At 74.1% G+C, this 22422-nt stretch carries 16 protein-coding genes and 1 riboswitch; of the genes, 8 read left to right on the top strand and 8 right to left on the bottom strand.

Features of this window, described 5'->3' with window-relative positions:
• Window positions 1-348 precede the first annotated feature (348 nt).
• The 3 genes from AB0B40_RS28685 to AB0B40_RS28675 are packed head-to-tail and all read right to left on the bottom strand — an operon-like array spanning window position 349 to window position 5638.
• The gene (locus AB0B40_RS28685; protein WP_362266322.1) at window positions 349-1536 is read right to left on the bottom strand and encodes a VWA domain-containing protein; all 1188 of its coding nucleotides are present in this window, start codon (window positions 1534-1536) and stop codon (window positions 349-351) included.
• The gene (locus AB0B40_RS28680; protein ID WP_362266320.1) at window positions 1533-4511 is read right to left on the bottom strand and encodes a DUF5682 family protein; all 2979 of its coding nucleotides are present in this window, start codon (window positions 4509-4511) and stop codon (window positions 1533-1535) included. Before AB0B40_RS28680 ends, AB0B40_RS28685 begins: the two co-directional genes overlap by 4 nt.
• Complete coding sequence (locus tag AB0B40_RS28675) at window positions 4508-5638, bottom strand: AAA family ATPase (protein ID WP_345060367.1); 1131 nt, start codon at window positions 5636-5638, stop codon at window positions 4508-4510. Before AB0B40_RS28675 ends, AB0B40_RS28680 begins: the two co-directional genes overlap by 4 nt.
• Before the next feature lie 132 nt (window positions 5639-5770).
• On the opposite strand from AB0B40_RS28675, the gene AB0B40_RS28670 reads away from it, so the two are divergent.
• Together AB0B40_RS28670 and AB0B40_RS28665 are read left to right on the top strand one after the other, a co-directional pair.
• On the top strand, window positions 5771-7126 hold the full coding sequence (locus tag AB0B40_RS28670) for an SWIM zinc finger family protein (RefSeq protein ID WP_362266318.1): 1356 nt from the start codon (window positions 5771-5773) through the stop codon (window positions 7124-7126).
• Between the two features lie 91 nt (window positions 7127-7217).
• Complete coding sequence (locus tag AB0B40_RS28665) at window positions 7218-8897, top strand: DUF5691 domain-containing protein (protein ID WP_362266316.1); 1680 nt, start codon at window positions 7218-7220, stop codon at window positions 8895-8897.
• On the opposite strand, the gene AB0B40_RS28660 is transcribed toward AB0B40_RS28665, so the two are convergent.
• Window positions 8873-9295, bottom strand: coding sequence for a cobalamin B12-binding domain-containing protein (locus AB0B40_RS28660; RefSeq protein WP_345058698.1), 423 nt, complete (start codon window positions 9293-9295; stop codon window positions 8873-8875). The two genes, AB0B40_RS28665 and AB0B40_RS28660, sit on opposite strands and share 25 nt — an antisense overlap.
• Before the next feature lie 223 nt (window positions 9296-9518).
• Between AB0B40_RS28660 and AB0B40_RS28655 the strand changes: the two genes are divergently transcribed.
• Complete coding sequence (locus tag AB0B40_RS28655) at window positions 9519-10373, top strand: alpha/beta fold hydrolase (protein WP_362266315.1); 855 nt, start codon at window positions 9519-9521, stop codon at window positions 10371-10373.
• A gap of 280 nt (window positions 10374-10653) precedes the next feature.
• Window positions 10654-12192, top strand: a complete 1539-nt coding sequence (locus tag AB0B40_RS28650) for a M23 family metallopeptidase (protein WP_362266314.1) — start codon at window positions 10654-10656, stop codon at window positions 12190-12192.
• A 43-nt stretch (window positions 12193-12235) separates the two neighbouring features.
• On the opposite strand, the gene pcrA is transcribed toward AB0B40_RS28650, so the two are convergent.
• Entirely contained in the window at window positions 12236-14716 is a 2481-nt protein-coding gene (gene pcrA / locus AB0B40_RS28645; RefSeq protein ID WP_345058664.1) for a DNA helicase PcrA, read from the bottom strand.
• Window positions 14717-14978: 262 nt separating this feature from the next.
• A riboswitch (cyclic di-AMP (ydaO/yuaA leader) is annotated at window positions 14979-15148 on the top strand.
• Between the two features lie 8 nt (window positions 15149-15156).
• Here pcrA and AB0B40_RS28640 point away from each other — a divergent pair.
• On the top strand, window positions 15157-16152 hold the full coding sequence (locus AB0B40_RS28640) for an NlpC/P60 family protein (RefSeq protein WP_362266312.1): 996 nt from the start codon (window positions 15157-15159) through the stop codon (window positions 16150-16152).
• A gap of 19 nt (window positions 16153-16171) precedes the next feature.
• Here the strand turns inward: AB0B40_RS28640 and AB0B40_RS28635 are convergent, their stop codons facing one another.
• Window positions 16172-16525, bottom strand: a complete 354-nt coding sequence (locus AB0B40_RS28635) for a hypothetical protein (RefSeq protein WP_345058668.1) — start codon at window positions 16523-16525, stop codon at window positions 16172-16174.
• A gap of 588 nt (window positions 16526-17113) precedes the next feature.
• Here AB0B40_RS28635 and AB0B40_RS28630 point away from each other — a divergent pair.
• On the top strand, window positions 17114-18202 hold the full coding sequence (locus tag AB0B40_RS28630; protein WP_362266359.1) for an NlpC/P60 family protein: 1089 nt from the start codon (window positions 17114-17116) through the stop codon (window positions 18200-18202).
• Window positions 18203-18310: 108 nt separating this feature from the next.
• Here the strand turns inward: AB0B40_RS28630 and AB0B40_RS28625 are convergent, their stop codons facing one another.
• Together AB0B40_RS28625 and AB0B40_RS28620 are read right to left on the bottom strand one after the other, a co-directional pair.
• Window positions 18311-19054, bottom strand: a complete 744-nt coding sequence (locus AB0B40_RS28625) for a response regulator transcription factor (protein ID WP_345058670.1) — start codon at window positions 19052-19054, stop codon at window positions 18311-18313.
• On the bottom strand, window positions 19051-20340 hold the full coding sequence (locus AB0B40_RS28620) for a PspC domain-containing protein (RefSeq protein ID WP_345058672.1): 1290 nt from the start codon (window positions 20338-20340) through the stop codon (window positions 19051-19053). Before AB0B40_RS28620 ends, AB0B40_RS28625 begins: the two co-directional genes overlap by 4 nt.
• Before the next feature lie 221 nt (window positions 20341-20561).
• Between AB0B40_RS28620 and AB0B40_RS28615 the strand changes: the two genes are divergently transcribed.
• Together AB0B40_RS28615 and AB0B40_RS28610 are read left to right on the top strand one after the other, a co-directional pair.
• Window positions 20562-22175 (top strand): PspC domain-containing protein, encoded by a 1614-nt coding sequence (locus tag AB0B40_RS28615; RefSeq protein WP_345058674.1) that lies wholly within the window; start codon window positions 20562-20564, stop codon window positions 22173-22175.
• Entirely contained in the window at window positions 22162-22371 is a 210-nt protein-coding gene (locus tag AB0B40_RS28610) for a hypothetical protein (protein ID WP_345058676.1), read from the top strand. The genes AB0B40_RS28615 and AB0B40_RS28610 overlap by 14 nt, the downstream gene beginning before the upstream one ends.
• Window positions 22372-22422: the final 51 nt, after the last annotated feature.

Below are 22422 nucleotides of genomic sequence, written 5' to 3'. Positions count from 1 at the left end.
CTCTAAATCACGGGTCACACCTGAGCGGTGATACCTGTCACATGATGCCGGTTTTCCTGGCACAGCGTGCCGTTCCATGGGTGCCCTCGCGTGCTCACGGGCGGTTCCGCGAGGCCTCACCGGGCTGGGGTGGACCCGGTGAGACCCCCTGACGCCCCGGGCCGGCCCCGGAGCCGGGGCGCTTGGTCCCCACCCCAATGGGGACCACCGACCCCCTCCACGAGGCTTTCCGCCCGGACGGACCGATGGCGTTCGGTCACCCGGGCACGGCCACCCCGCGGAGCTGTCCGCGCCGCTCACTCGCCCTACCGAGTGCCCACGTCCGCTCGCGCTCACGCGGGCCCGGCCTCACGCCGTCTCCGGTATCGGCAGGGGCCGCTTCTCCAGCGCGGCGGCCATCACCTCGGGAAACAGGTCGGGCGTACAGGCGAAGGCCGGGGCGCCGAGCGCGGCGAGCGCCGCCGCGTGCTCCCGGTCGAACGCGGGCGCCCCCTCGTCCGACAGCGCGAGCAGCGCCACGAACTGCACCCCGGACGCCTTCATCGCCGCGACCCGCCTGAGCATCTCCTCACGGATGCCGCCCTCGTAGAGGTCGCTGATCAGCACGACGACGGTCTCGGCCGGCCGCGTGATCCGTCCCTGGCAGTAGGCGAGCGCCCGGTTGATGTCCGTGCCGCCGCCGAGCTGGGTGCCGAAGAGCACGTCGACGGGATCGTCCAGCTGGTCGGTGAGGTCGACGACCGCCGTGTCGAAGACGACCAGCCGGGTGCGGATCGACCGCATGGAGGCGAGGACCGCCCCGAACACCGACGCGTACACCACGGATGCCGCCATCGACCCGGACTGGTCGACGCAGAGCACGACCTCCTTCCGCACCGACCGCGCGGCCCGCCCGTAGCCGACGAGCCGTTCCGGTACGACCGTGCGGTACTCGGGCAGGTAGTGCTTGAAGTTGGCCGCGACGGTGCGGTTCCAGTCGATGTCCTGGTGACGGGGGCGCTGGACGCGCGCGCTGCGGTCCAGGGCGCCGGCGAGGGTCGCCCGGGTGCGGGTGGCGAGCCGTCTCTCCAGGTCCTCGACCACCTTGCGGACGACCGCGCGTGCCGTCTCCCGCGTGGTCTCCGGCATCGCCTTGTGCAGCGAGAGCAGCGTGCCGACCAGGTGCACGTCGGGTTCCACCGCCTGCAGCATCTCCGGCTCCAGCAGCAGGGAGGCGAGGCCCAGCCGGTCGATGGCGTCGCGCTGCATGACCTGGACGACGGACGACGGGAAGTACCCGCGGATGTCCCCCAGCCAGCGCGCGACGGACGGCGCCGAGGCGCCGAGCCCCGCCGACCGGTCCCGGCCCGGCTGGGCCTTGTCGCTTCTGCCGTAGAGCGCGGCGAGCGTGCCGTCCATGGCCGCGTCCCGGCCGGACAGGGTGTACCCGGTACCGTCCGCCTGGTCGCCGCCGAGCACCAGCCGCCAGCGCCGCAGCCGCTCCCGTGCCGGGTCGGGTCCCTGCGCCGGTACCGGCCCGGCCGTCGTGTGTGTCATGTGCCCACCCTCGCGAGGCTGTCCTTGTCATGAACCGCGCTGTTGTGAACTCGGCCGCCGTGGACTGCGCTGTCGTGAACCGCGCTGCCGTGGGACGTGTCGTACGGCGTGCCGCGCGTCGTGCCGTGCGTTCCGTCCCGGGTTCCGCCGTACGGCGTGCCGCGCGTCGTGCCGTGGTCCGTGTCCGGGCCGAGCAGCAGCCGCAGCACCGGCAGGACGGCGTCGGCGCGTGCGGTGTCCGGTTCGGCGGCGAAGCCGGGGACCGCGGCTCCGCGGGCGGCTGCCCCGTCGGACCGGTCACCGGGGCCGCGCCGGACCAGTTCGCCGAGCGTTCTGCGCACCCCCGGCTCATACGCCGCGAAGGTGCGCCGCAGCAGTGGCAGGACGTCCGTGAACGCCTCCGCCCGCACCCCGGTCAGCCAGGTGTCGAGCAGACCGAGCAGCCGCTCGTCGTGCACCAGCAGCAGTCCGCCCCCGTCGCCGGCGAAACCCTCGATCCAGGCCGCGGCAGCGTTGGGCGGCGTGCCCGGCGACAGCGCGAGCCCCATCAGCCGGGCCGCCTCCTCGGGCCGCAGCGCACCGTCGTCCAGCAGCAGCCGCACGGCCCGCCCCCGGATGACACCGGGCGCGGTGTCCCGCAGCGACAGCAGCCGCAGCACGGCCCGCCACCGCTCCCGCAGCCCGTCGGCGCCGTCGGCGCCGCCGGGCCCGCCGTGGCTCGCGTGGCCGCTGTGTCCGGCCGGGTGCCGGCGCGCGCCGTCCCCGGACGCACCGGTGCCGTGCGCGGTGCCGTCCGCGGTACCCCCCGCCGGCACCTCGGCCAGGCTTTCCGTCAGCAGGCCCACCGCCGTGTGCACGGCGTCCACATGGCCGCGCATCTCCTCCGCCGCGTCGGCGTCGAGCGCGACGCAGGCCGGGGGCAGGCCGACGAAGACGCGCTCGGCGAGGCCCGCGGCGACCTCGGCGAGCGCGCCGGTGTCGGTGCCGCGCACATCGCCGTAGCGCAGCGAACGGACCAGGGCGGGCAGCGCCTGGGCGAGGTGGCCGACGTCCGTGTCGAGGGCGGCCCGGTCGGCGAGCACCCGCATGACCACGGGCAGCGCCTCCGGAAGTCCTGCCAGCAGACAGTGCTCGGCGAGCGCGGTGACGTCGGCGAGGGAGCGCGCGGCCGTCGCGTCCGCCTCGGCCTTGGCCCGGGCCGCCGTGTGCACGGTCGTCCCCCACACACCCGCTTCGGCGACCCGCACCGACAGCTCGGGCTCCCAGCACAGCCGCCAGGTCTCCCGGAAGGTGCCCGTGCTCCCCCGGGACCGGGCCGGCTCGCCCCAGCCGACGCCGAGCAGCCGCAGTCGGTGCAGCAGCCTGCTGCGCCCGGCGTCGGTGTCGCCGCGCAGGTCCAGCTCCAGCTCGCGCTCCAGCGCCTCGGGCCTGAGCCGCAGCGAGCGCTGCTGCCGGGCCAGGTCGCGCTGCAACGGCACCGCCGGCGCCGACTCCGGGACCTCGCCCAGGACGTCCCCGACCACCAGCCGGTCGTGCACCAGCGCCAGCGGAACGTCGGAGCCCTCGCACAGCACCGCGCGCACCGCGTCGGTGGTCTCGCCCAGGCCGGGCAGCGGGCGGCCCCGCAGCGCCGCCAGGGTCTCCGCGAGCCGTACGGCCTCGATGACGTGCGCGGAGGAGACGATCCGGTCCTCCGCGCGCAGCAGCCGGGCCACCTTGGTCAGCCATCGCTCGACCGGCCGGTCGGGGGCGTGGAACAGGTGTCCGTACCAGCCGGGCGAGTCGATGCCCGCGCCGTATCCGCCGGCCCGGGCCAGCCTGCGGTGCGTCCACGGCACCCAGGTCAGGTCCGTCCTGGTCCTGGGCAGTCCCCGGAGCAGTGCCCGGTCGGCGGTGACGGTGGTCTTCTGGCGCAGCGCGGGCACGTGCCAGGCACCGCACACCACGGCCACGGCGCTCCCGAACTCCTTGCGCGCCTCCCGCAGCCGCAGCCGCATGTACGCCTCGCGGACGAGGTCCCGCCTGCGCCCGCCGGCGCCGTACCGCTCACGCAGCGCGCCCATGGCCTCCGCCACCGCGGCGAAGGGCGCGAGGGGATCGCGCGCGCCCGGCCCCCGGTGTTCGACGACGTCCTCCCACCAGCGCTCGGGGTCGTCGTACCCGGCCGCCTCGGCGAGCACGGCGAGGGGGTCGACACGGACCTGTTCACCGCCGGTGGTAGACGCGGCCTCCCGGCCGCCCGCCCCGTCCCCGGACCCAGCCCCGGCTCCGGCCCCAGTCCCGCCTCCGGCCCCGGCAGCGACTCCGGCTCCCCCTCCGGCCCCGGCAGCGACTCCGGCTCCCCCTCCGGCCCCGGCAGCGACTCCCACTCCGGCTTCGGACCCATGGGCGTTCTCCCCGTCACGGCCCCCGCACCCACGGACGTCCGCCCCGCCTCCGGTCCCCGCCTCGCAGCCGACCTCTCCGTCGCCACCCCCCGGTCCGCCGGCGCCCGGCCCACCGACATCCGCCCTGCCCCCAACCCCGGCCCCGGCCGTAACCTGGCGGGCATCACCCCCGTCGCCGCCCCCGGGACCGTTCTCGGGACTGCTCCCGGGACCCGGCTCGCGTGGTCGCTCGTCCGACCACGCCAGCGTGTGCGTGGCCGGCAGGTCGATGAAGCGGGCCGGGACCCCCTGTTCCAGGGCCCATCGGATGGCCACCCACTCGGGGCTGAACTCGGCGAACGGCCAGAAGGCCGAGCGGCCGGGCTCGTCCACGGCGTGCGCGAGCAGGGCGACCGGGGGCCGCAGGCCGGGGTCGGCGGCCAGCGGGATCAGCGCGTCGGCCTCGGGTGGGCCCTCGATCAGGACGACGGCGGGACGCGCGGCCTCCAGCGCGGCCCGCACCGCACGCGCGGAACCGGGCCCGTGGTGCCGTACACCGAGGAGCAGCGGTCCGGCGTCGTACACCGTGCTCCCGCCGGTGCCGGTCATGCGCTCACCTCGCGGCAGGCACGGTAGAAGTCGGTCCAGCCCTCGCGCTCGCGGACGACCGTCTCCAGGTACTCCTGCCAGATGACCCGGTCGGCCGCCGGGTCGCGGACGACGGCGCCGAGGATGCCGGCGGCGACGTCTCCCGGGCGCAGCACGCCGTCACCGAAGTGGGTGGCGAGCGCGAGGCCACCCGCGACGACGGAGATCGCCTCCGCCGTGGACAGCGTGCCGCTGGGCGACTTCAGCTTCGTACGGCCGTCGGCGGTGATGCCGTCGCGCAGCTCGCGGAAGACGGTGACGACCCGGCGGATCTCCTCGATGCCGTCGGGCGCGGCCGGCAGTTCCAGGGAGCGGCCGAGCTGCTCGACCCGGCGGGTGACGATGTCGACCTCGGCGTCGGCGCTCTCCGGCAGCGGAAGCACCACGGTGTTGAAGCGGCGGCGCAGGGCGCTGGAGAGTTCGTTTACCCCGCGGTCGCGGTCGTTGGCGGTGGCGATGAGGTTGAAGCCGCGGACCGCCTGGACCTCCTCCCCCAGCTCCGGGATGGGCAGGGTCTTCTCGGACAGGATCGTGATCAGCGTGTCCTGCACGTCGGCCGGGATGCGGGTCAGCTCCTCCAGACGGGCCGTCATGCCCTCGGCCATGGCGCGCATGACGGGGCTGGGCACGAGGGCGTCGCGGCTCGGGCCGTGGGCGAGGAGCTGCGCGTAGTTCCAGCCGTAGCGGATCGCCTCTTCCGGCGTGCCGGCCGTGCCCTGCACCAGCAGCGTCGAGTCACCGCTGACGGCGGCGGCCAGGTGTTCCGACACCCAGGTCTTGGCGGTGCCGGGCACGCCGAGCAGGAGCAGGGCGCGATCGGTCGCGAGCGTGGTGACGGCGACTTCGACGATGCGGCGCGGCCCCACGTATTTGGGTGTGATCAGCGTGCCGTCCGGCAGGGTGCCGCCGAGCAGGTACGTCGCCACCGCCCACGGCGACAGCTTCCAGCGGGCCGGGCGCGGGCGGTCGTCCTGGGCGGCCAGCGCGGCGAGTTCAGCGGCGAAGGCGTGCTCGGCGTGCGGTCGCAACACCTGTGCGTTTCCTGCGCGGTCGGTCCCGGCGGTCGTCGGTCCCACGGACACAGTCATGGCTGAGGCCCCCTCCAGCTCGGCCGGTTCGGATCTGGCACCAACCGTGCACCACGCCACTGACAATCGCTCTGACCTGCGCACACACGCTCGCCCGGCCGATTGTCAGTGGCGGGACCTACCGTCGGTGGCATGACTGAGCAGGGGGTGCGCTGGACGGCGGACCAGGTGCTGGCACTGGCGCCTGACGCCACGTCACGTACGGCGGGGAGCAGACTCGGCGCGGCCGGGCCGTGGTCCGGGACGGGGAGTGGGGAGGGGTCGGTGTGGGGGCTGTGCAAGGGCAGCGGCAGCACGCCGTACCGGACGGTGGTGGACCTGGCCGGCCCGGCCGGCCCTGCCTACCGGTGCAGTTGCCCGAGCCGTAAGTTCCCGTGCAAGCACGCGCTCGGCCTGCTCCTGCTGTGGACGGGCGACGACGGCGCGGTGCCGGCCGGCGGGCAGCCGCCGGACTGGGCCGGGCAGTGGCTCGCGGACCGGCGCGGACACGGCGGTGGCAAAGGGGCCCGGGAGGAGGGGGGTTCGGGCACGGGCCGTGCCGATCCCGAGGCGGCCCGGCGGCGGGCCGAGCGCCGGGCCGAGCGGGTCACGGCGGGCGCGACCGAACTGGAGCAACGCCTGTCGGACCTGCTGCGCGGCGGCCTGGCCACGGCCGAGCGAGCGGGGTACGGGCTGTGGGAGGAGACGGCGGCCCGCATGGTCGACGCCCAGGCGCCCGGGCTTGCCGCCCGGGTGAGGGAGTTGGGCGCGATCCCGGCGTCCGGCGCGGGCTGGCCGGCGCGGCTGCTGGAGGAGTGCGCGCTGCTGCACCTTCTCGACCAGGGCTGGCTGCGCCGTGACCGGCTGCCGGACGCCCTCGCGGCCACGGTCCGTTCCCGGCTCGGTCTGCCCACCGCGCCGGACGGGCCGCCGGTGCGTGACCACTGGCTGGTCCTCGCCCAGTACGACGCGGTGGACCCGAAACTGACGACACGCCGGATATGGCTGCACGGCGCCGGGACCGGCCGGACCCGGCTGCTGCTGTCCTACGGTGCGGCGGGCCGGGCACCGGAACTGTCCCTGCCGGTCGGCCTGGCCCTGGAGGCCGAGCTGTCGCCGTACCCGGGCGCCGGCCAGTCCCGGGCGGCCTTGGTCGAGCGGTTCGCCGAGCCGGCCCCGGCCCCGGCCGTGTTCCGCCCGCCGGGCGTGACCACCGCCGAGGCGACGTCCCGGTACGGCGAGGCGCTGCGCGAGGACCCCTGGCTGGAGTCGGTCCCGGTGACCCTGGGCCGGGTGGTACCGGTCCCGGACGGCGACCGGTGGCAGCTGGCCGACGCGGACACGGACGCGGCCCTGCCGCTGGCCGCCCGTTCCCGGCCGGGCGTTTGGCGGCTGGTCGCGCTGTCCGGCGGCGCCCCCGTCACGGTCTTCGGCGAGTGCGGGCACCGCGGCTTCACCCCGCTCACGGCCTGGCCGGAGGGTGCGGGCGAGGTGGTGCCACTGTGCTGACCGGCCGTACGGACCCGTACGCGCAGACAGGGCAGACAGGGCAGGCGGGGCAGACAGGAAGGGAAGGGAACACGATGAACGGGGCGACGGGATGAGCGGGGCACCGGCCGGCGGGCACACCACGACGCCGGGAAGCGCCTGGGAGGAACTGGTCACCACCGCGCTGCTCGGCACCGACCGGCGCGCCCCGGCGCACGCCGTGCCCGGCCGCGCGGCCCCGCTCGCGCTGCTCGACGCGGCCGCCGTGGCGACCGTGCGGCGCCGGGCCGGGCTGCGGCCCGCGCGGCCGGCAGCCCGGCCCGAGCGGGCGCCTGCCGACCCGCGCCCGGCGCTGCCCGCGCCGGCGGCACGCCGGCTCACCACGTTGCTGGCCGACCGGTCCGGCGGCGCGGGCGGCGGCCGGCGGGGCAGCTCCCCGGATCTCATGGAACTGCTCCCGCAGTGGCTCGCGGCGGCCAACGCGCACGGGTACGCGGCGCCCCCGCAGGCCCTGCCCGCGCTGCTGGACGCGGCCCGGGGCCGTACGGACCTGCGCCCGGCGGCGCTGGCGTTCGCGGGCCCGCGCGCGCTGTGGCTGGCGCGGCTGAACCCGGACTGGCGGTTCGCCCTGCGCGCGACCCCCGGGGGCGGCGCGACGCTGCCCGATCCGGAGGACGCCGAGGCGGTGCTCCGGCTGTGGCGGGAGGGGCTGTTCGCCGAGCGGGCGGCGCTGCTGGGCGCACTGCGTACCCGTACCCCCGCGCTGGGGCGTGAGCTGCTGGCGTCGACGTGGGCGACGGAGCGGGCGGAGGACCGTCTGATGTTCCTCGACTCGCTGCGCGCAGGTCTGTCGGACGCGGACGAGACCTTCCTGGACCAGGCGTTGGGCGACCGCAGCCGCAATGTCCGGGCGACGGCGGCGGAACTGCTGTCGGCGCTGCCGGATTCGGCGCTGGCCGAGCGCATGGCCGTACGTGCCACGGCGTGTGTGGCCCTGGACCGCACGGGGGATGCGCCGGCGATCGCCGTGGAGGCGCCACTGGAATGCGATCCCGGTATGGAACGGGACGGCGTCGTGGCCACACCGCCGGCGGGCCGGGGGGAACGGTCCTGGTGGCTGGGGCAGTTGGTGGAGGCCGCCCCGCTCGGCACCTGGCCGGGGCGGCTCGGCGGGCGGACGGCCGAGGAGATCGTGGCGCTGCCGGTGGCGGACGGCTGGCAGGGCGAGCTGCACGGGGCCTGGTGCCGGGCGGCGGTGCGGCAGCGGGACGCCGCATGGTCACGGGCCTTGCTCGGCTCACCCTCGGCACCGGAGGCGGGTGGTCCGGGCGCGGTGTCGCTGGCGGAGCGGGCGAAGCTGCTGGCCGCACTGGAGCCGTCCGAACGGGCCGCGTGGGTCGCGGGGTTCATCGCCACGCACGGCCTGTCGGAGGCGTTCCAGCTGCTCGGGGTGTGTGCGGTGCCGTGGGCTGCACCGCTCGGCCGGGCGGTGGTGGACGCCCTCAACATCGCCCGGGACGCGGGCAGTTATCCGTGGAGCTTCAGCGGGGTGATGGGGCTGGCGGAGCGCTGCCTGGACCCGGCGGAGACCGTGCGCCTGGAGGCGCTGCTGGCGATACCCGACGAGCGGGAGGACGCCGCGCCGGGTGCCGGCGGGTACTGGGCTGAGGCGTTCCAGCGGCTGGTCACCACGCTGCGGCTGCGGGCGGCGATGACGCGGGAGCTGACACCGCCCGCGCCACCCGCCGAGCCGCCCCGGGAAGCGGCTCAGCCTCCGGACGCGGCCGGCTGACGGACGTTCTCCCGGACCCACTCCACGATCGACGTGGTCGTCGCCCCCGGGGTGAAGATCGCCGCGACGCCCTTCTCCTTCAGCGGCGGGATGTCCTCCTCCGGGATGATGCCGCCGCCGAAGACCAGGATGTCCTCGGCCTCCCGCTCCTTGAGCAGGTCGATGACCGCGGCGAACAGCGTGTTGTGGGCGCCGGAGAGGATGGACAGTCCGATCGCGTCGGCGTCCTCCTGGATGGCGGTGCCGACGATCTGTTCCGGCGTCTGGTGGAGTCCGGTGTAGATGACCTCCATGCCGGCGTCGCGCAGTGCGCGCGCGATGACCTTGGCCCCACGGTCGTGGCCGTCGAGCCCCGGCTTGGCGACCACCACGCGGATCGGACCGGCTGCCACACCCATCACTGCCTCCATCATGCGACCACGGAAGCGATCGCTTCCGTCCGTATCGACAAGTACCGCACTTTTGGCGCGTTCCGCCAGCGTCGCGAAGTGAACGAACGTTATCTCCAGCATCCCGCAACGAGCAGTTTTACGGAGCGCGGCGAGGGGGAAATCACATGGTGGGACATGAGGGCACACGGGGGACCGAGCCGTCCGCCGGCGTGCCGACAGGAGGTCGGCCATGAAGGTCACCGGGGTGTTGCCGCCGCTCTTTCTCCCGCTGTGCCGCCGCCTGTGGCCCGGCAGACTGGCCGGACTGTCCATGACCCTGCTCCGGGCCACGGCCCTGGAGGCCGCGATCCTGGCCGGTCACCTCCTGCTCTACCCGACCGGTCTGATCCAGGAGCGCCGCTGCGCCGACCTGCCCGTCACCGACGGTACGGCCCGGCTGCCGGTCCGCCACGGCCCGCCGGTCGTGCTGCTGCACGGCTTCATCGACAACCGCTCGGTGTTCGTCCTGCTGCGCCGCGCCCTCGCACAGCACGGCCGACAGCGCGTCGAATCACTCAACTACTCTCCGTTGACCTGTGACATACGCATCGCCGCCGAACTGCTCGGCCGGCACATCGAGGAGATCTGCGAGCGCACCGGCAGCACCCGGGTCGACATCGTGGGCCACAGCCTCGGCGGCCTGATCGCGCGCTACTACGTCCAGTGCCTCGGCGGTGACCTGCGAGTACGCACGCTGGTCACGCTCGGCACCCCGCACTCCGGCACCCGGGTGGCGCCGCTGGCGGACGCGCACCCGATCGTGCGGCAGATGCGGCCCGGTTCGGCGGTGATCGAGGAGCTCGCCCGGCCCGCGCCCGGCTGCCGGACCCGTTTCGTGAGCTTCTGGAGCGACCTGGACTCCCTGATGGACCCGCTGGAGTCGGCCTGCGTGGAACACCCCGACCTCGACGCGCACAACGTCCGGGTCACCGGCATCGGTCATCTCGCCCTGCCGGTGCATCCCGCCGTGGCCGCCGGTATCCGCGAGGCCCTCGACGCCCCGCACCCCGGGGAGCGGACCGGTGACGGAGTGACGGTGGCCTGAGACCGGCCGGGACGGGAGGACGGAGGACCGCGGGAGCGGCGGGCGACGAAGCGCCGGGGCCACGGGAGCGCACAGCCCGCGCACAGCCGACACATCGCCGCTCGACATCGAACATTCTTCGAACGCAAGACCAAGGTCGGGTCCGGGGGCCCCGAAACACGGCCGAATGCCCGTTTCCGGCCCGCGCGAAGCAGGCCGAAGATTGTCGCGTGCAGGTACCGCCGGGTACAGTCGCCGCACTGCTCTGGCAGCCCCTGTTGTCGAGGCGAAAGAGAAGTTGGTGAACGACCGTCACCCGTCGGGGACCATGACCACCCCGGCCCCGGCTTCCGACGCCTCCACCGCGCACTACGCGCCGTACGGGGCACAGGACGCCCACTACGACGACCTCACCACGTACGGCGGCTATGACGCCACCGGATTTCCCGGCGGTTCCGACGGCACCACGGCCTTCCACGCCGACCCGCTCTTCGGCAGTCTCCCGGGCGGCGAGCAGGCCACCGGCACGTACGACACCTCGCAGTGGCAGACCGCCACCGGCCAGACCCCGGCCTACGACCCGTACGCGGCCCAGCACGTCGCCGCCTACGACCCCGGTGTCTACGACAGCACCGGCTGGACGCTTCCCGCGCAGGCCACCGGGAACGACGTCAGCGGCCAGTGGGACACCGGCGCCTGGCAGCAGCCCGAGCAGTCCGGCACCGCCGACCCCACCCAGCAGTGGGATTGGGGCACCCAGACCTTCGACACGGGCACGTACGACGCCACACAGTGGAACTCCGCCGGGCAGACCACGCCGGCGGAACCGGGACAGGGTGGCGAACCGTTCGATCAGCAGGCCACGGCCACCTTCGAGGCGGTCGGCGACTCGCACACCTCGTTCGAGCGGCCAGCTGACGCGCAGGCGACCGCGGCCTTCGAGCAGGTGTCGTACGAGGACACCGCCTTCGGCGACCCGCCCGCCGGTGAAGGCGAGCCGGACGCCACCGGCGAACTGCCCACCGTGGACGGCCTGCTGGACGAGCAGGAAGAGATCACCCCGGCGCCGGCGCCCCGCGCGGGGTCGCGCGGCGGGGCACGCTCGCGGCGCCGTACGCCCGCCAAGCGCTCCGCACTGCTGACCGTCGCCGTACCCTCGGCCTGCGTGATGGGGGTCGCCGGGATCGCCGCCGCCTCGGTCGGCGCCCTCACCGACGACTCCGCGGACGCCACCACCACCGCCAGCGCCTCGGATGCGCACGCGGTCCAGCCGTCGGTCGCCAACAGCAAGCTGGACGCCCAGCTCAAGACGCTCTCCGCCGGCGCCACCGACTTCGCCGACCGGGCGAGCCGCACGCAGGAGCGGATCGACCTCAAGGCGCAGCAGGACCTGGAGAAGAAGAAGGCCGCCGCGGAGGCCGCGCTCAGGGAACGGCTGCGCCCCAAGTTCGTACTGCCGGTCACGCAGCACGGGCTGAGCGCCTACTTCGGCCAGGCGGGCGTCAACTGGATGTCGGTCCACACCGGCATCGACTTCCCGGTCTCCTACGGCACCACGGTGATGGCCGCCACCGACGGCACCGTCACCACCCAGTGGAACAGTGCCTACGGCAACATGCTGATCCTGACCTCGAAGGACGGCACGCAGACCTGGTACTGCCACCTGTCCAGCTACCGCGTCGCCTCCGGCGCGACCGTCAAGGCCGGCGACCCGATCGCCTACTCAGGCAACTCCGGCAACTCCACCGGCCCGCACCTGCACTTCGAGGTCCGGCCGGCGGGCGGGTCGGCGATAGACCCGCTGCCGTGGCTGCGGAGTCACGGACTGGATCCCACCTAGTCTGCCGGGGCCCCGCTCTTCAGCGGGGCCGTCCGCCGGTGGACTACAGCTTCTCCACCGGCGCGTACCGCAGCAGCAGCCGCTTCGGCTTGGTGTCACCGAAGTCGATCGTCGCCTCCGCGTTCGCACCCGTGCCCTTCACCGCGACGACCGTGCCGAGCCCGAACTGGTCGTGGGTGACCCGGTCCCCGACGGCCACCGCGACCACCGGCTTCTCCGCCGTGCGCCGCGTGGCGAACCCGGACGCGCCCGATGCCGAGGAACGCGAACGGGTCGAGGACAGCGAGGCCGCGATCCCGGACGCCGGCCCGGAGGACACGAGCGCCGCGGCCCCCGTCCGCTTCCACTCCACGTGAGTGGGCGGGATCTCCTCCAGGAAGCGGGAGGGCGGGTTGTACGACGGCTGGCCCCAGGCGCTGCGCATCGCCGACCGCGTGAGGTACAGCCGCTCCCGCGCGCGCGTGATGCCGACGTACGCCAGGCGCCGCTCCTCCTCCAGCTCCTTGGTCTGGCCGATGGCGCGCATGTGCGGGAAGACACCGTCCTCCATGCCGGTCAGGAACACGACCGGGAACTCCAGGCCCTTGGCGGTGTGCAGGGTCATCAGGGTGATGACGCCGTCGCCGTCCTCCTCGTCCGGGATCTGGTCGGAGTCGGCGACCAGCGCGACCTGCTCCAGGAAGTCGGCCAGCGTGGCCTGCTCCCCCTCTTCCCGCTCCTGCTCGAACTCCAGGGCCACGGCCGCGAGTTCCTGGAGGTTCTCGATACGGGTCTCGTCCTGGGGGTCGGTGGAGTTCTGCAACTCGGCCAGGTATCCGGTGCGCTCGAGTATGGCCTCCAGCACAGTCGCCGGGCCGGCGCCGGACTCCACGATCGTGCGCAGCTCCTCCATCAGCGTGTTGAACCGCTTGACCGCGTTGGTGGAGCGCGCGGCCATGCCGTACGCCTCGTCCACCCGCTTCAGGGCCTGCGGGAAGCTGATCTTCTCGCGCTGGGCGAGGGCGTCGATCATCGCCTCCGCGCGGTCGCCGATGCCCCGCTTGGGCACGTTGAGGATGCGGCGCATCGGCACCGAGTCCTCGGGATTGGCGAGGACGCGCAGGTAGGCGAGGACGTCACGGACCTCCTTGCGCTCGTAGAAGCGGACGCCGCCGACGACCTTGTAGGGCAGGCCGACGCGGATGAAGATCTCTTCGAAGACCCGGGACTGGGCGTTGGTGCGGTAGAAGACGGCGACGTCGCCGGCCTTCGCCTCGCCCGCGTCCGTGAGGCGGTCTATCTCGTCGGCGACGAACTGGGCCTCGTCGTGCTCGGTGTCGGCGACGTAGCCCGTGATCCGCGCACCCTGGCCGGCGTTGGTCCACAGGTTCTTCGGACGGCGGGACTCGTTGCGTTCGATGACCGCGTTGGCGGCGGTCAGGATGGTCTGCGTGGAGCGGTAGTTCTGCTCCAGCAGGATCGTGGTCGCGTCCGGGTAGTCCTCCTCGAACTGGAGGATGTTGCGGATCGTCGCGCCCCGGAAGGCGTAGATCGACTGGTCGGCGTCACCCACGACGCACAGTTCGGCGGGCGGGACGTCACTCTCGCCGGGCGGCACGTCCTCGTCGTGGTCGCCGGTGCCGACCAGTTCGCGGACGAGGGCGTACTGGGCGTGGTTGGTGTCCTGGTACTCGTCGACCAGGACGTGCCGGAAGCGGCGGCGGTAGTGCTCGGCGACGTCCGGGAAGGCGCGCAGCAGGTTGACCGTCGTCATGATCAGGTCGTCGAAGTCCAGCGCGTTCGCCTCGCGCAGCCGCGACTGGTAGAGCGCGTAGGCCTGGGCGAGGGTCTTCTCGAAGCCGTCCGTGGCCTGGGCGGCGAAGTCCTCCTCGTCGATCAGCTCGTTCTTCAGGTTGCTGACCTTGGCGCTGAAGGACTTCGGCGGGAAGCGCTTGGGGTCGAGGTCCAGGTCGCGGCAGACCAGGGCCATCAGGCGCTTGCTGTCGGCGGCGTCGTAGATCGAGAACGACGACGTGAAGCCGAGTTTCCTGCTCTCGCGACGGAGGATGCGCACGCACGCGCTGTGGAAGGTCATCACCCACATCGCGTTCGCGCGCGGGCCGACGAGCCGCTCGACGCGCTCCTTCATCTCGCCCGCGGCCTTGTTGGTGAAGGTGATCGCGAGGACCTGGCCCGGGTGCACGTCCCGCTCGGCGAGCAGGTGGGCGATGCGGTGGGTGAGCACGCGGGTCTTGCCGGAGCCGGCGCCGGCGACGATGAGCAGCGGGGAGCCGGCGTGCACGACGGCGGCGCGCTGGTTCTCGTTCAGCCCCTCCAGGAGGGCCGCCGAGTCGAGCGCGGGGCGCGGGGCCCCGTCGCGGTAGTGGGCGTCCCGGTCCGGTGGCACGTCGAACTTCCCGCCGAACAGATCGTCCGGAAGCGACTCCGGAGCGTGGTCGTCCTCGGGCGGTGGCGGGGGCTCCTCCTCGCGCCCGCGTGGGGCCTGGAGGTCCGCCAGGAAGCTGTCGTCAAAGAGGCTGCTCATCGCTCTCCGAGTCTAGGGCGCCCCACCGACAACCGGTCGCCGTCCCCCGAACATGGCCCACTTCCCGGACAGCCGATCTCCGCGCCCACGGCCTGCACCGGCCGCTCACCCAACGGAAGCGCCTGGTCACACGCGCATGAACCTGTCCTCAGGTCACGGAAATGTATCGGACATACCTCGCACCAACCTTCACAGAAGACACACGAGTTGGCTAGGTTGCCGTCAGGCCGCACGACCCCTCTCCGGCGAACGTCGCCGGGCCATGCGGCCTCCGCCGAGTCCGGCGCGCCCCGCACGGTGCCCGGAGCCGGGGACCCACCGAATCCTGGGGTGAATCGGCCGACTCCCGCCCGGGACGACGCCGTAGGGCAACCCTTCCAAGCACCCGCCCGAACCCGACAGCTAACCCGGTAGGCGGAGCACGGAAGGAGTCGCCTCCCTTGGCGTCGCACCGCAAGCCGCGCCCCGGCGGGACCCAGACGGCGGGCATCCGCACCCCCGCCCTCGCCACCGCCGCCCTCACCTCCGTGGCCGTCCTCTCCCAGACGGCCGGGGCCACGCCCGAGACCGGTCACGGCAGGCCGAGCCCGGAGGAGGTGGAGCGGAAGATCGACGAGCTCTACCGCCGGGCGGACTCGGCGGCTGACATACCCCCCGGCACGGGCAGAGACCAGGTCGAACGGACCGACCGCGCTGCCCGCACCGACCGCACCGACCGTGCTGCCCGCGCCGAAGGGGTCGAGCGGGGTGAGCGCGCGGAGGCCCCGCGGCGGCGCGCGGACAGCCTGCAGCGGCTCCGCGACGAGGTCGCCCGACGCGCCCAGCACCGCGCCCTGCCGACCCAGCGCACCGCGCCCCCGGACCGGCGCGGCGCGGTCCCCGCCCAGCGCGGCGGCGGACCCGTCCCGGGCACGGCCGCCGGGGCACGCCTCGACGCCGCCACCATGGCACCCCCGGAGAGCCGGCCGGAAGCCGTGAGCGGCCCGAAGGCGGCCAAGGCCACCGTCCGGAAAAAGCTCGCCCGCGCGCGCGTGCTGCTGTCGCAGCGGACCGCCGGCGAGCCGTCCGGCACGGACGCGACCAAGGCCGGGAAGGCCGTCGCCTTCGCCCGCGCCCAGCTCGGCAAGCCCTGCGTGTGGGGCGCCGCAGGGCCCGGCTCCTACGACTGCTCGGGCCTCACCCAGGCCGCCTGGAAGTCCGCCGGCGTCACCCTCCCGCGCACCGCACGCCGGCAGGCCGGCGCCGGCACCCCGGTGCCCCCTGCCGACGCCCGCCCGGGCGACCTCGTCTTCTTCCACGACGACGCCGGGCATGTCGGGCTCTGCACGGGCGACGGCATGATGATCCACGCCCCCAGGCCGGGCGCGTACGTCCGGGAGGAGCCGGTCTCCGTGATGGGGGAGGCGGCCGTCCACAGCGTGGTGCGGCCGGGCTGACGCGGGGGCGCGCCGGGGATCAGGTCCAGAGGACGGCGATGAAGATGTTGGCCGTGGTGAGCAGGCCGACCAGCCCGAAGAGGCCCTTGTCGATCCGCTCCTCGTCGCGCTTCACGTAGACCAGGCCGAGGATCACGATCAGCAGGGCCAGCTTCACGCCGATCTTGATGCTGTTGACGTGGTGGTCGTCCGCCTGGTTCAGCCCGACCAGGACCACACCGGTGACCAGCATGGTCAGCGCGCCGTGCAGCATCCCGGGCACGAACCGGGCCGTGCCCTGGCCCATCGCCTTCATCTGGGTGAGGAAACCACCGAGCAGCGCGGCGATACCGACGATGTGCAGGCCGACGAAGAGATGGATGAGTACGTCCATGGAGCCGGAGCCTAGCCAGGGGGCTTCGCGCCTTCCGCCACCGGCCCCGCCGAAAGCCCTCCGCGGGCTGCTCGGCGGGGCCTGCGACGGTGGTACGCCGGGGCTCGTGGCTGTGCGGGACGTGGGGTTTGCGACTGCGCGGCACGTGAGGTTCGTGACTGTGCGGCGCCGCGAGCCGGTGACTGTCCGGCACCGCCTGCCGGTGACTGTCCGGCACCGCCTGCCGGCTGATCCCGGGCGGATGTTGGATATATGCGCCCCATAGCACCTCACGGCTCCCGCCCCTCCCGATTTTCGCTCTTCGGTCACCACGTTCCGTAAAGGCGACGACACCAGCCGGACGGCACGGACACATACGGTCAGTCACGATCCGTCAGCGCCAGTTCCGCACACCGCGTTACCAACTCGTCACCGCCCGGCCTACCGTCCTCCCCCAGGTGACCGGCTCCCCACCGCCGCCCGGACCAGGCGCGGCTACCGGCCACCACCGCCGAGAAAGGCCCGGCGGCGGCCCGCTCCCCCTGCGCGGGCCGCCGCAGGGCGTACCGCTCGGCCGCACGCGTCGTACGGAAGGTCGTGACAGTCCAGGTGGCAGCCCACCGCAAGCCCCCACAACGCCCGCTCAGCGGCCATACGGCCAGGACGGCCGCCACTCTCGCCCTGGCGGGCGCGGTCACCGCGGCCTGCTTCGACGGGACGGCACACGCCGAGCCGCAGCTGACGCCGGCGCAGGTGAAGGCCCGGGTGGACACGTTGTACCGGGAGGCCGAGGCCGCCACCGAGAAGTACAACGGGGCGAAGGAGGAGTCGGACACGGCCCGGCGGCGGCTGAGCGCACTCCAGGACGAGGTCGCCCGCAGGCAGGAGACGCTCAATTCGGCCCGGGACGCGCTGGGTTCGATCGCGGCGGCACAGTACCGCGGCGGCGGCATCGCCCCGGCCTGGCAACTGGCCCTCTCCAGCGACCCCGACCGGTACCTGGACGGCGCCGCGCTCGCGGAGCGGGCCGGTGACCGGCAGGCCGCCGCGGTGTCGCGGGTGCGCCGGCAACTGCGGGAGATCGAGCGGTTGCGCGGTGCCGCGCGCATCGAGCTGACGTCACTGCGCTCCCGGCAGGCCGAACTGGACCGGCAGAAGGAGACCGTCACCGGCAAGCTGGGCGAGGCCCGGCGGCTGCTGGCGCGACTGACTCCGCGGGAGCGCACCGATGCCACTGGCACCAGCACCGGCACCGGCACCGGCACCGGCGGCACGGGCGCACGCGCCTCCCGGTCGGCGGCGGATCCACGGCAACCGCTGCAGCTGGCCGGGTCCGCCCAGGCATCCACCGGGCGGGCCGCGGCAGCCGTCGCCTACGCCTACAGCAAGCTCGGCAGCCCCTACGTGTGGGGCGCCACCGGTCCGAACGCCTTCGACTGCTCGGGCCTGGCCCAGGCCGCCTACCGTGCCGCCGGCATCTCCCTGCCCCGGACCACGTACGCCCAGATCAACGCCGGCCGCCGGGTCTCCCGCTCCGAACTACGGCCCGGCGACCTGGTGTTCTTCTACTCCGGGATCAGCCACGTCGGTATCTACGTGGGCGGCGGCCAGATGATCCACGCCCCGAACCCGTCGGCGCCGGTCCGCCTGGCCCCGGTCGACCAGATGCCGTTCGCCGGGGCGACGCGGGTGGCCTGAGGGCCGGGGCGGCGGGGCGGGGCCGGGGCCATGGCCTGAGGACCGGGGCGGTGGCGTGGGGGCCAGGGCGAGGGGCAGGCGTCGGCTGACCGGGCGGGCCCCGCGCCGTCAGACCAGCCGGCGCGCGGTCGCCCAGCGGGTCAGCTCGTGCCGGTTGGAGAGCTGGAGCTTGCGCAGGACGGCCGAGACATGGGACTCGACCGTCTTCACCGAGATGAACAGCTGCTTGGCGATCTCCTTGTAGGCGTAACCGCGGGCGATCAGACGCAGCACCTCGCGTTCCCGCTGGGTGAGGCGGTCCAGGTCCTCGTCCACGGGCGGGGCGTCGGTGGAGGCGAAGGCGTCCAGCACGAACCCGGCCAGCCGCGGCGAGAAGACGGCGTCGCCCTCCTGGACCCGGAAGACCGAGTCGACCAGGTCGGTGCCGGTGATGGTCTTGGTGACATAGCCGCGGGCGCCGCCGCGGATCACCCCGATCACGTCCTCCGCAGCGTCCGACACGGACAGGGCGAGGAAGCGCACGGGCCGCTCGGCGTCCCCCGTCAACGCCGCGCACCGGCGCAGCACTTCGACGCCGCCGCCGCCCGGCAGGTGGACGTCGAGGAGGACCACCTCGGGCCGGGTGGCGGTGATGACCGCGACCGCCTGGTCGACGTCCGCGGCCTCGCCGACCACCTCGACGCCGGTCTCGGCGGTCTGGCCGATCTCGGCCTGGACGCCGGTGCGGAACATCCGGTGGTCGTCCACGAGGACCACCCGCACATGCCGGCCGCCCGCACCGCCGTCGGACCGGCCGGGCCCGGCCGCCTCCGCCGCTCCCGCCGTGCCGTTCGTCTCGGTCGCGTCGCTCATGACGTCTTCTCCGCCCTCTCCATCTCCAGCTCGACCTCGGTGCCGCCGCCCGGTACGGCCCGCAGCCGGGCCGTACCGCCGTTGCGCTCCATGCGGCCGATGATCGATTCTCTGACGCCCATGCGGTCGGCGGGTATCGCGTCGAGGTCGAAGCCGGGACCGCGGTCCCGGACGGACACGAAGACCGTCTTTCCCTCGACTTCGGCGTAGACCTGCACGGCGCCGCCGTCGCCACCGTACTTGGCCGCGTTCACCATCGCCTCGCGCGCGGCCTGCATCTGCGCACCGGTCCTGTCGTCCAGCGGGCAGTCGCCGACGATCACGACCTCGATGGGGACGCCGTGCTTGTCCTCCACCTCGGCGGCGTTGCGCCGCACCGCCTCGGCGACCGTGTCCGGCTCGTCGGCCTCGTCCTTGCCGGTGCCCTCCGGCTTGTACAACCAGGTGCGCAGGTCCCGCTCCTGGGCACGGGCGAGGCGGCGCACCTCGCCCGCGTTGTCGGCGTTGCGCTGGATCAGGGTGAGGGTGTGCAGCACGGAATCGTGGACATGGGCGGCGACCTCGGCGCGCTCCTGGGCGCGGATGCGCATCAGGCGTTCCTCCGACAGGTCCTGGGTCATGCGGACCAGGTAGGGGCCCGCGAGCAGGGTGATGCCGACGAGGACGACGAGCGCGGCCTGCAGGATCGCGCCCAGGTGGGCGGCCGAGCCCTGGAGGACGAAGACGGCCGAAACACCGGCCGTGACGAGCAGCACGCCGCCGGCCGTGCGCAGCAGGTTGAGGGTGCGGCGCCGGCGGCCGGCCTCGACCCAGCGGGCCCGCCGGGCGTTGTCCGCCTGACGCCAGACGAGGGCGACACCGGCCGCGACGAGCACGGCGGGCACCAGATACGCCTTGGCGGCGCTGCCCAGGTTGACGCTGCCCACGAAGACCATGGACACGACGACCATGAGGAGCAGCGCGACGATCTGCCCCCGGTCCGGCTTGCGGGCCACCAGTCTGCGGCGGCCGTCCGGCGAGGCCTCCGTGCCCACCAGCGACGGCTTCTGGTCGCCGACGCCGCCGACGCCGAGCGGGACGAAGAACCAGAACGCTGCGTACAGCAGCGCTCCGAGCCCGTCGGCCATGAACAGGCCGACGAAGACGAGCCGCACCCAGACGACGGGCAGCCCGAGATGCCCGGCGAGGCCCCGCGCCACTCCGCCGAGCCAGCGTCCGTCGCTGCTGCGGTAGAGCTTGCGCGGAGGCCGCGGGTCGTCGAGGGGCAGGCTTGCGGCTTCCGGCATGCCAACGATGGTCACACGGCCGGCGGGGCGGAGCATCAGGGTCGGTCCCCGAGAGGCCCCTGATCTTCCGCCAGGGCCGGTCGGGGCGGGCGGCGCGGGGGACCGTCGGCGGCGGTCCGTGCCGCTCGAACGCGTCCCGGCCCCGTCTCAGGGCCGATTTCAGGGTTGGTCCAGGGTCGTCCCGACTGCCGCGGCGTGGACCGGGCCGTCACCATGGACGCATGACGGATCACGAGCACGCCGCGACGGGTCCGGGACCCGGCACCGGCCCGCGCCCGGCCCCGGGCACCGGACCGACGGATGCCGCGCCCGCCGCGACGGAAGAGACAGGAGCGGCCGACACCGGCACCACCGCCCACCCCCACGCCGAGACCACCGCCCACACCGTCATCGGCACCGGCACCGGCACCGGCACCGGCACCCACGACAGCTCCGGCACCGGCACCGGCACCGGGGACACCCAGACCCAGGCCGGCCCCCGCTCCCATTCCCGCTCCCACTCCCGTTCCCACTCCGGCGTCCGCTCCCCCGCGGACGAGCCGGAGCGGCAGGGGGCCCCCGAGCTGCCCGACCGGTTCCGGCGCGACCGCCGGCACAAGATGATCGCGGGCGTGTGCGCGGGACTCGGGCGGCAGACCGACATGGACCCGGTGATCTTCCGGATCACCCTGACCGTGCTGGCCGCGACCGGCGGCCTGGGCCTCATCTTCTACGGCTTCGCCTGGCTCCTGGTGCCGTACGAGGACGAGGAGGAGAACGAGGTCCGCAAGCTGTTCACGGCCCGGGTCGACGGGCAGGCACTGGCCGCTGTGCTGTTCACACTGGTCGGCTGCGGGGTCTTCCTGACGATGCTGAGGAACGGCGGAGTGCTGGCCTTCGCCGCGGTGCTCTCGTTGCTGCTCGCGGGCGCGGGGTACTGGTCGCGGCGCCGTGGCGCTCCCGACCCCGACCCGCTGGCCGCGCAGGCCGCCGCCGACGCGCCACCGGAGGCCCAGGCGCCGCCGGTCGTCACCACCTACCCCTCCTGGTGGCGGGACCCGATCGTCAAGGACGGCACCCATGTCGGCGGCACCGGCTATCTGTGGGGACCCGGCGAAGCCAGTGAGCGAGACCTCGCCTCGGTCGTGGACGTCGGCGTCCCCAACCCCTGGCCGCACCAGGGGCCGATACGGCCGCCGCAGGCCCCGCCGCCCAGACCGCGGGGCCCGCGCTGGATCGGCGGCTGGGTGTTCCTGCTCGCGCTGCTGGCAGGCGGACTGGGCTCCGGGCTCAGCTGGCACACGCACCCGCTGGGCACCAGCCTGCAGACGGGCCTGGCGTGCGCGCTGGCGGTGTTCGGGCTGGGGATCGCCCTCAGCGCGTTCCTCGGCCGGACCGGCGCCGGGACGCTGTTCCTCGCGGTGGTCACGGCGGCCCTGCTGGCCGGGGCGGCGGCCCTCCCCCGGGACATCACCACCGACTGGCGGGACACGTCGTGGAAGCCGGCAGCGGCGGCACAGGTGCGCTCCGCATACGACCTCGGCACGGGGCGGGGCACTCTGGATCTGACCCGGGTGCGCCCGGCCAGGGGTCAGACGGTCGCCACGGACGTGCGGGTGGGTGCGGGGCAGCTGAAGGTGATCGTGCCGGCGGACGTGACCGTGCGGATGGACATCGACGTGGGGGTGGGCGACATCAAGTTGCCCCAGGACAGCGGAAAGGACGTGGACGTGCGGCCCGGCCGGCACAAGGACATGACACTGGCACCGGCCGGGGGAGACGGGAAGTCCGGCACGCTGGAGCTGACGCTCGGCGTCGGCGTGGGACAGGTGGAGGTCAGCCGTGCTGCGTCATGAGTTCCAGCCCGGGAAACTGGTCGCCGGTCTGTGCCTCACCGCCGCCGGTGCCGCTTACGCGGGGGACGCGGGCGGTCTGTGGGACACACCCTGGTTCGCGATCGTGCCACTGGTCGTGGGCGGCCTCTGTCTCGCCGGCGCCACGGCCGCACTGACCCGGGCGATACGCGGACGGGGCGGCGCCGAGGGCGGCTAGGGCCTGTCTGACAATTCCCGTCGTCGCCCGGAGGGCGGCCTCGCGGCGTCA

Source organism: Streptomyces sp. NPDC042638 (assembly GCF_040647235.1).
GTDB classification, from domain to species: domain Bacteria; phylum Actinomycetota; class Actinomycetes; order Streptomycetales; family Streptomycetaceae; genus Streptomyces; species Streptomyces rameus.
This window is presented reverse-complemented; position numbering and strand designations above follow the sequence as displayed.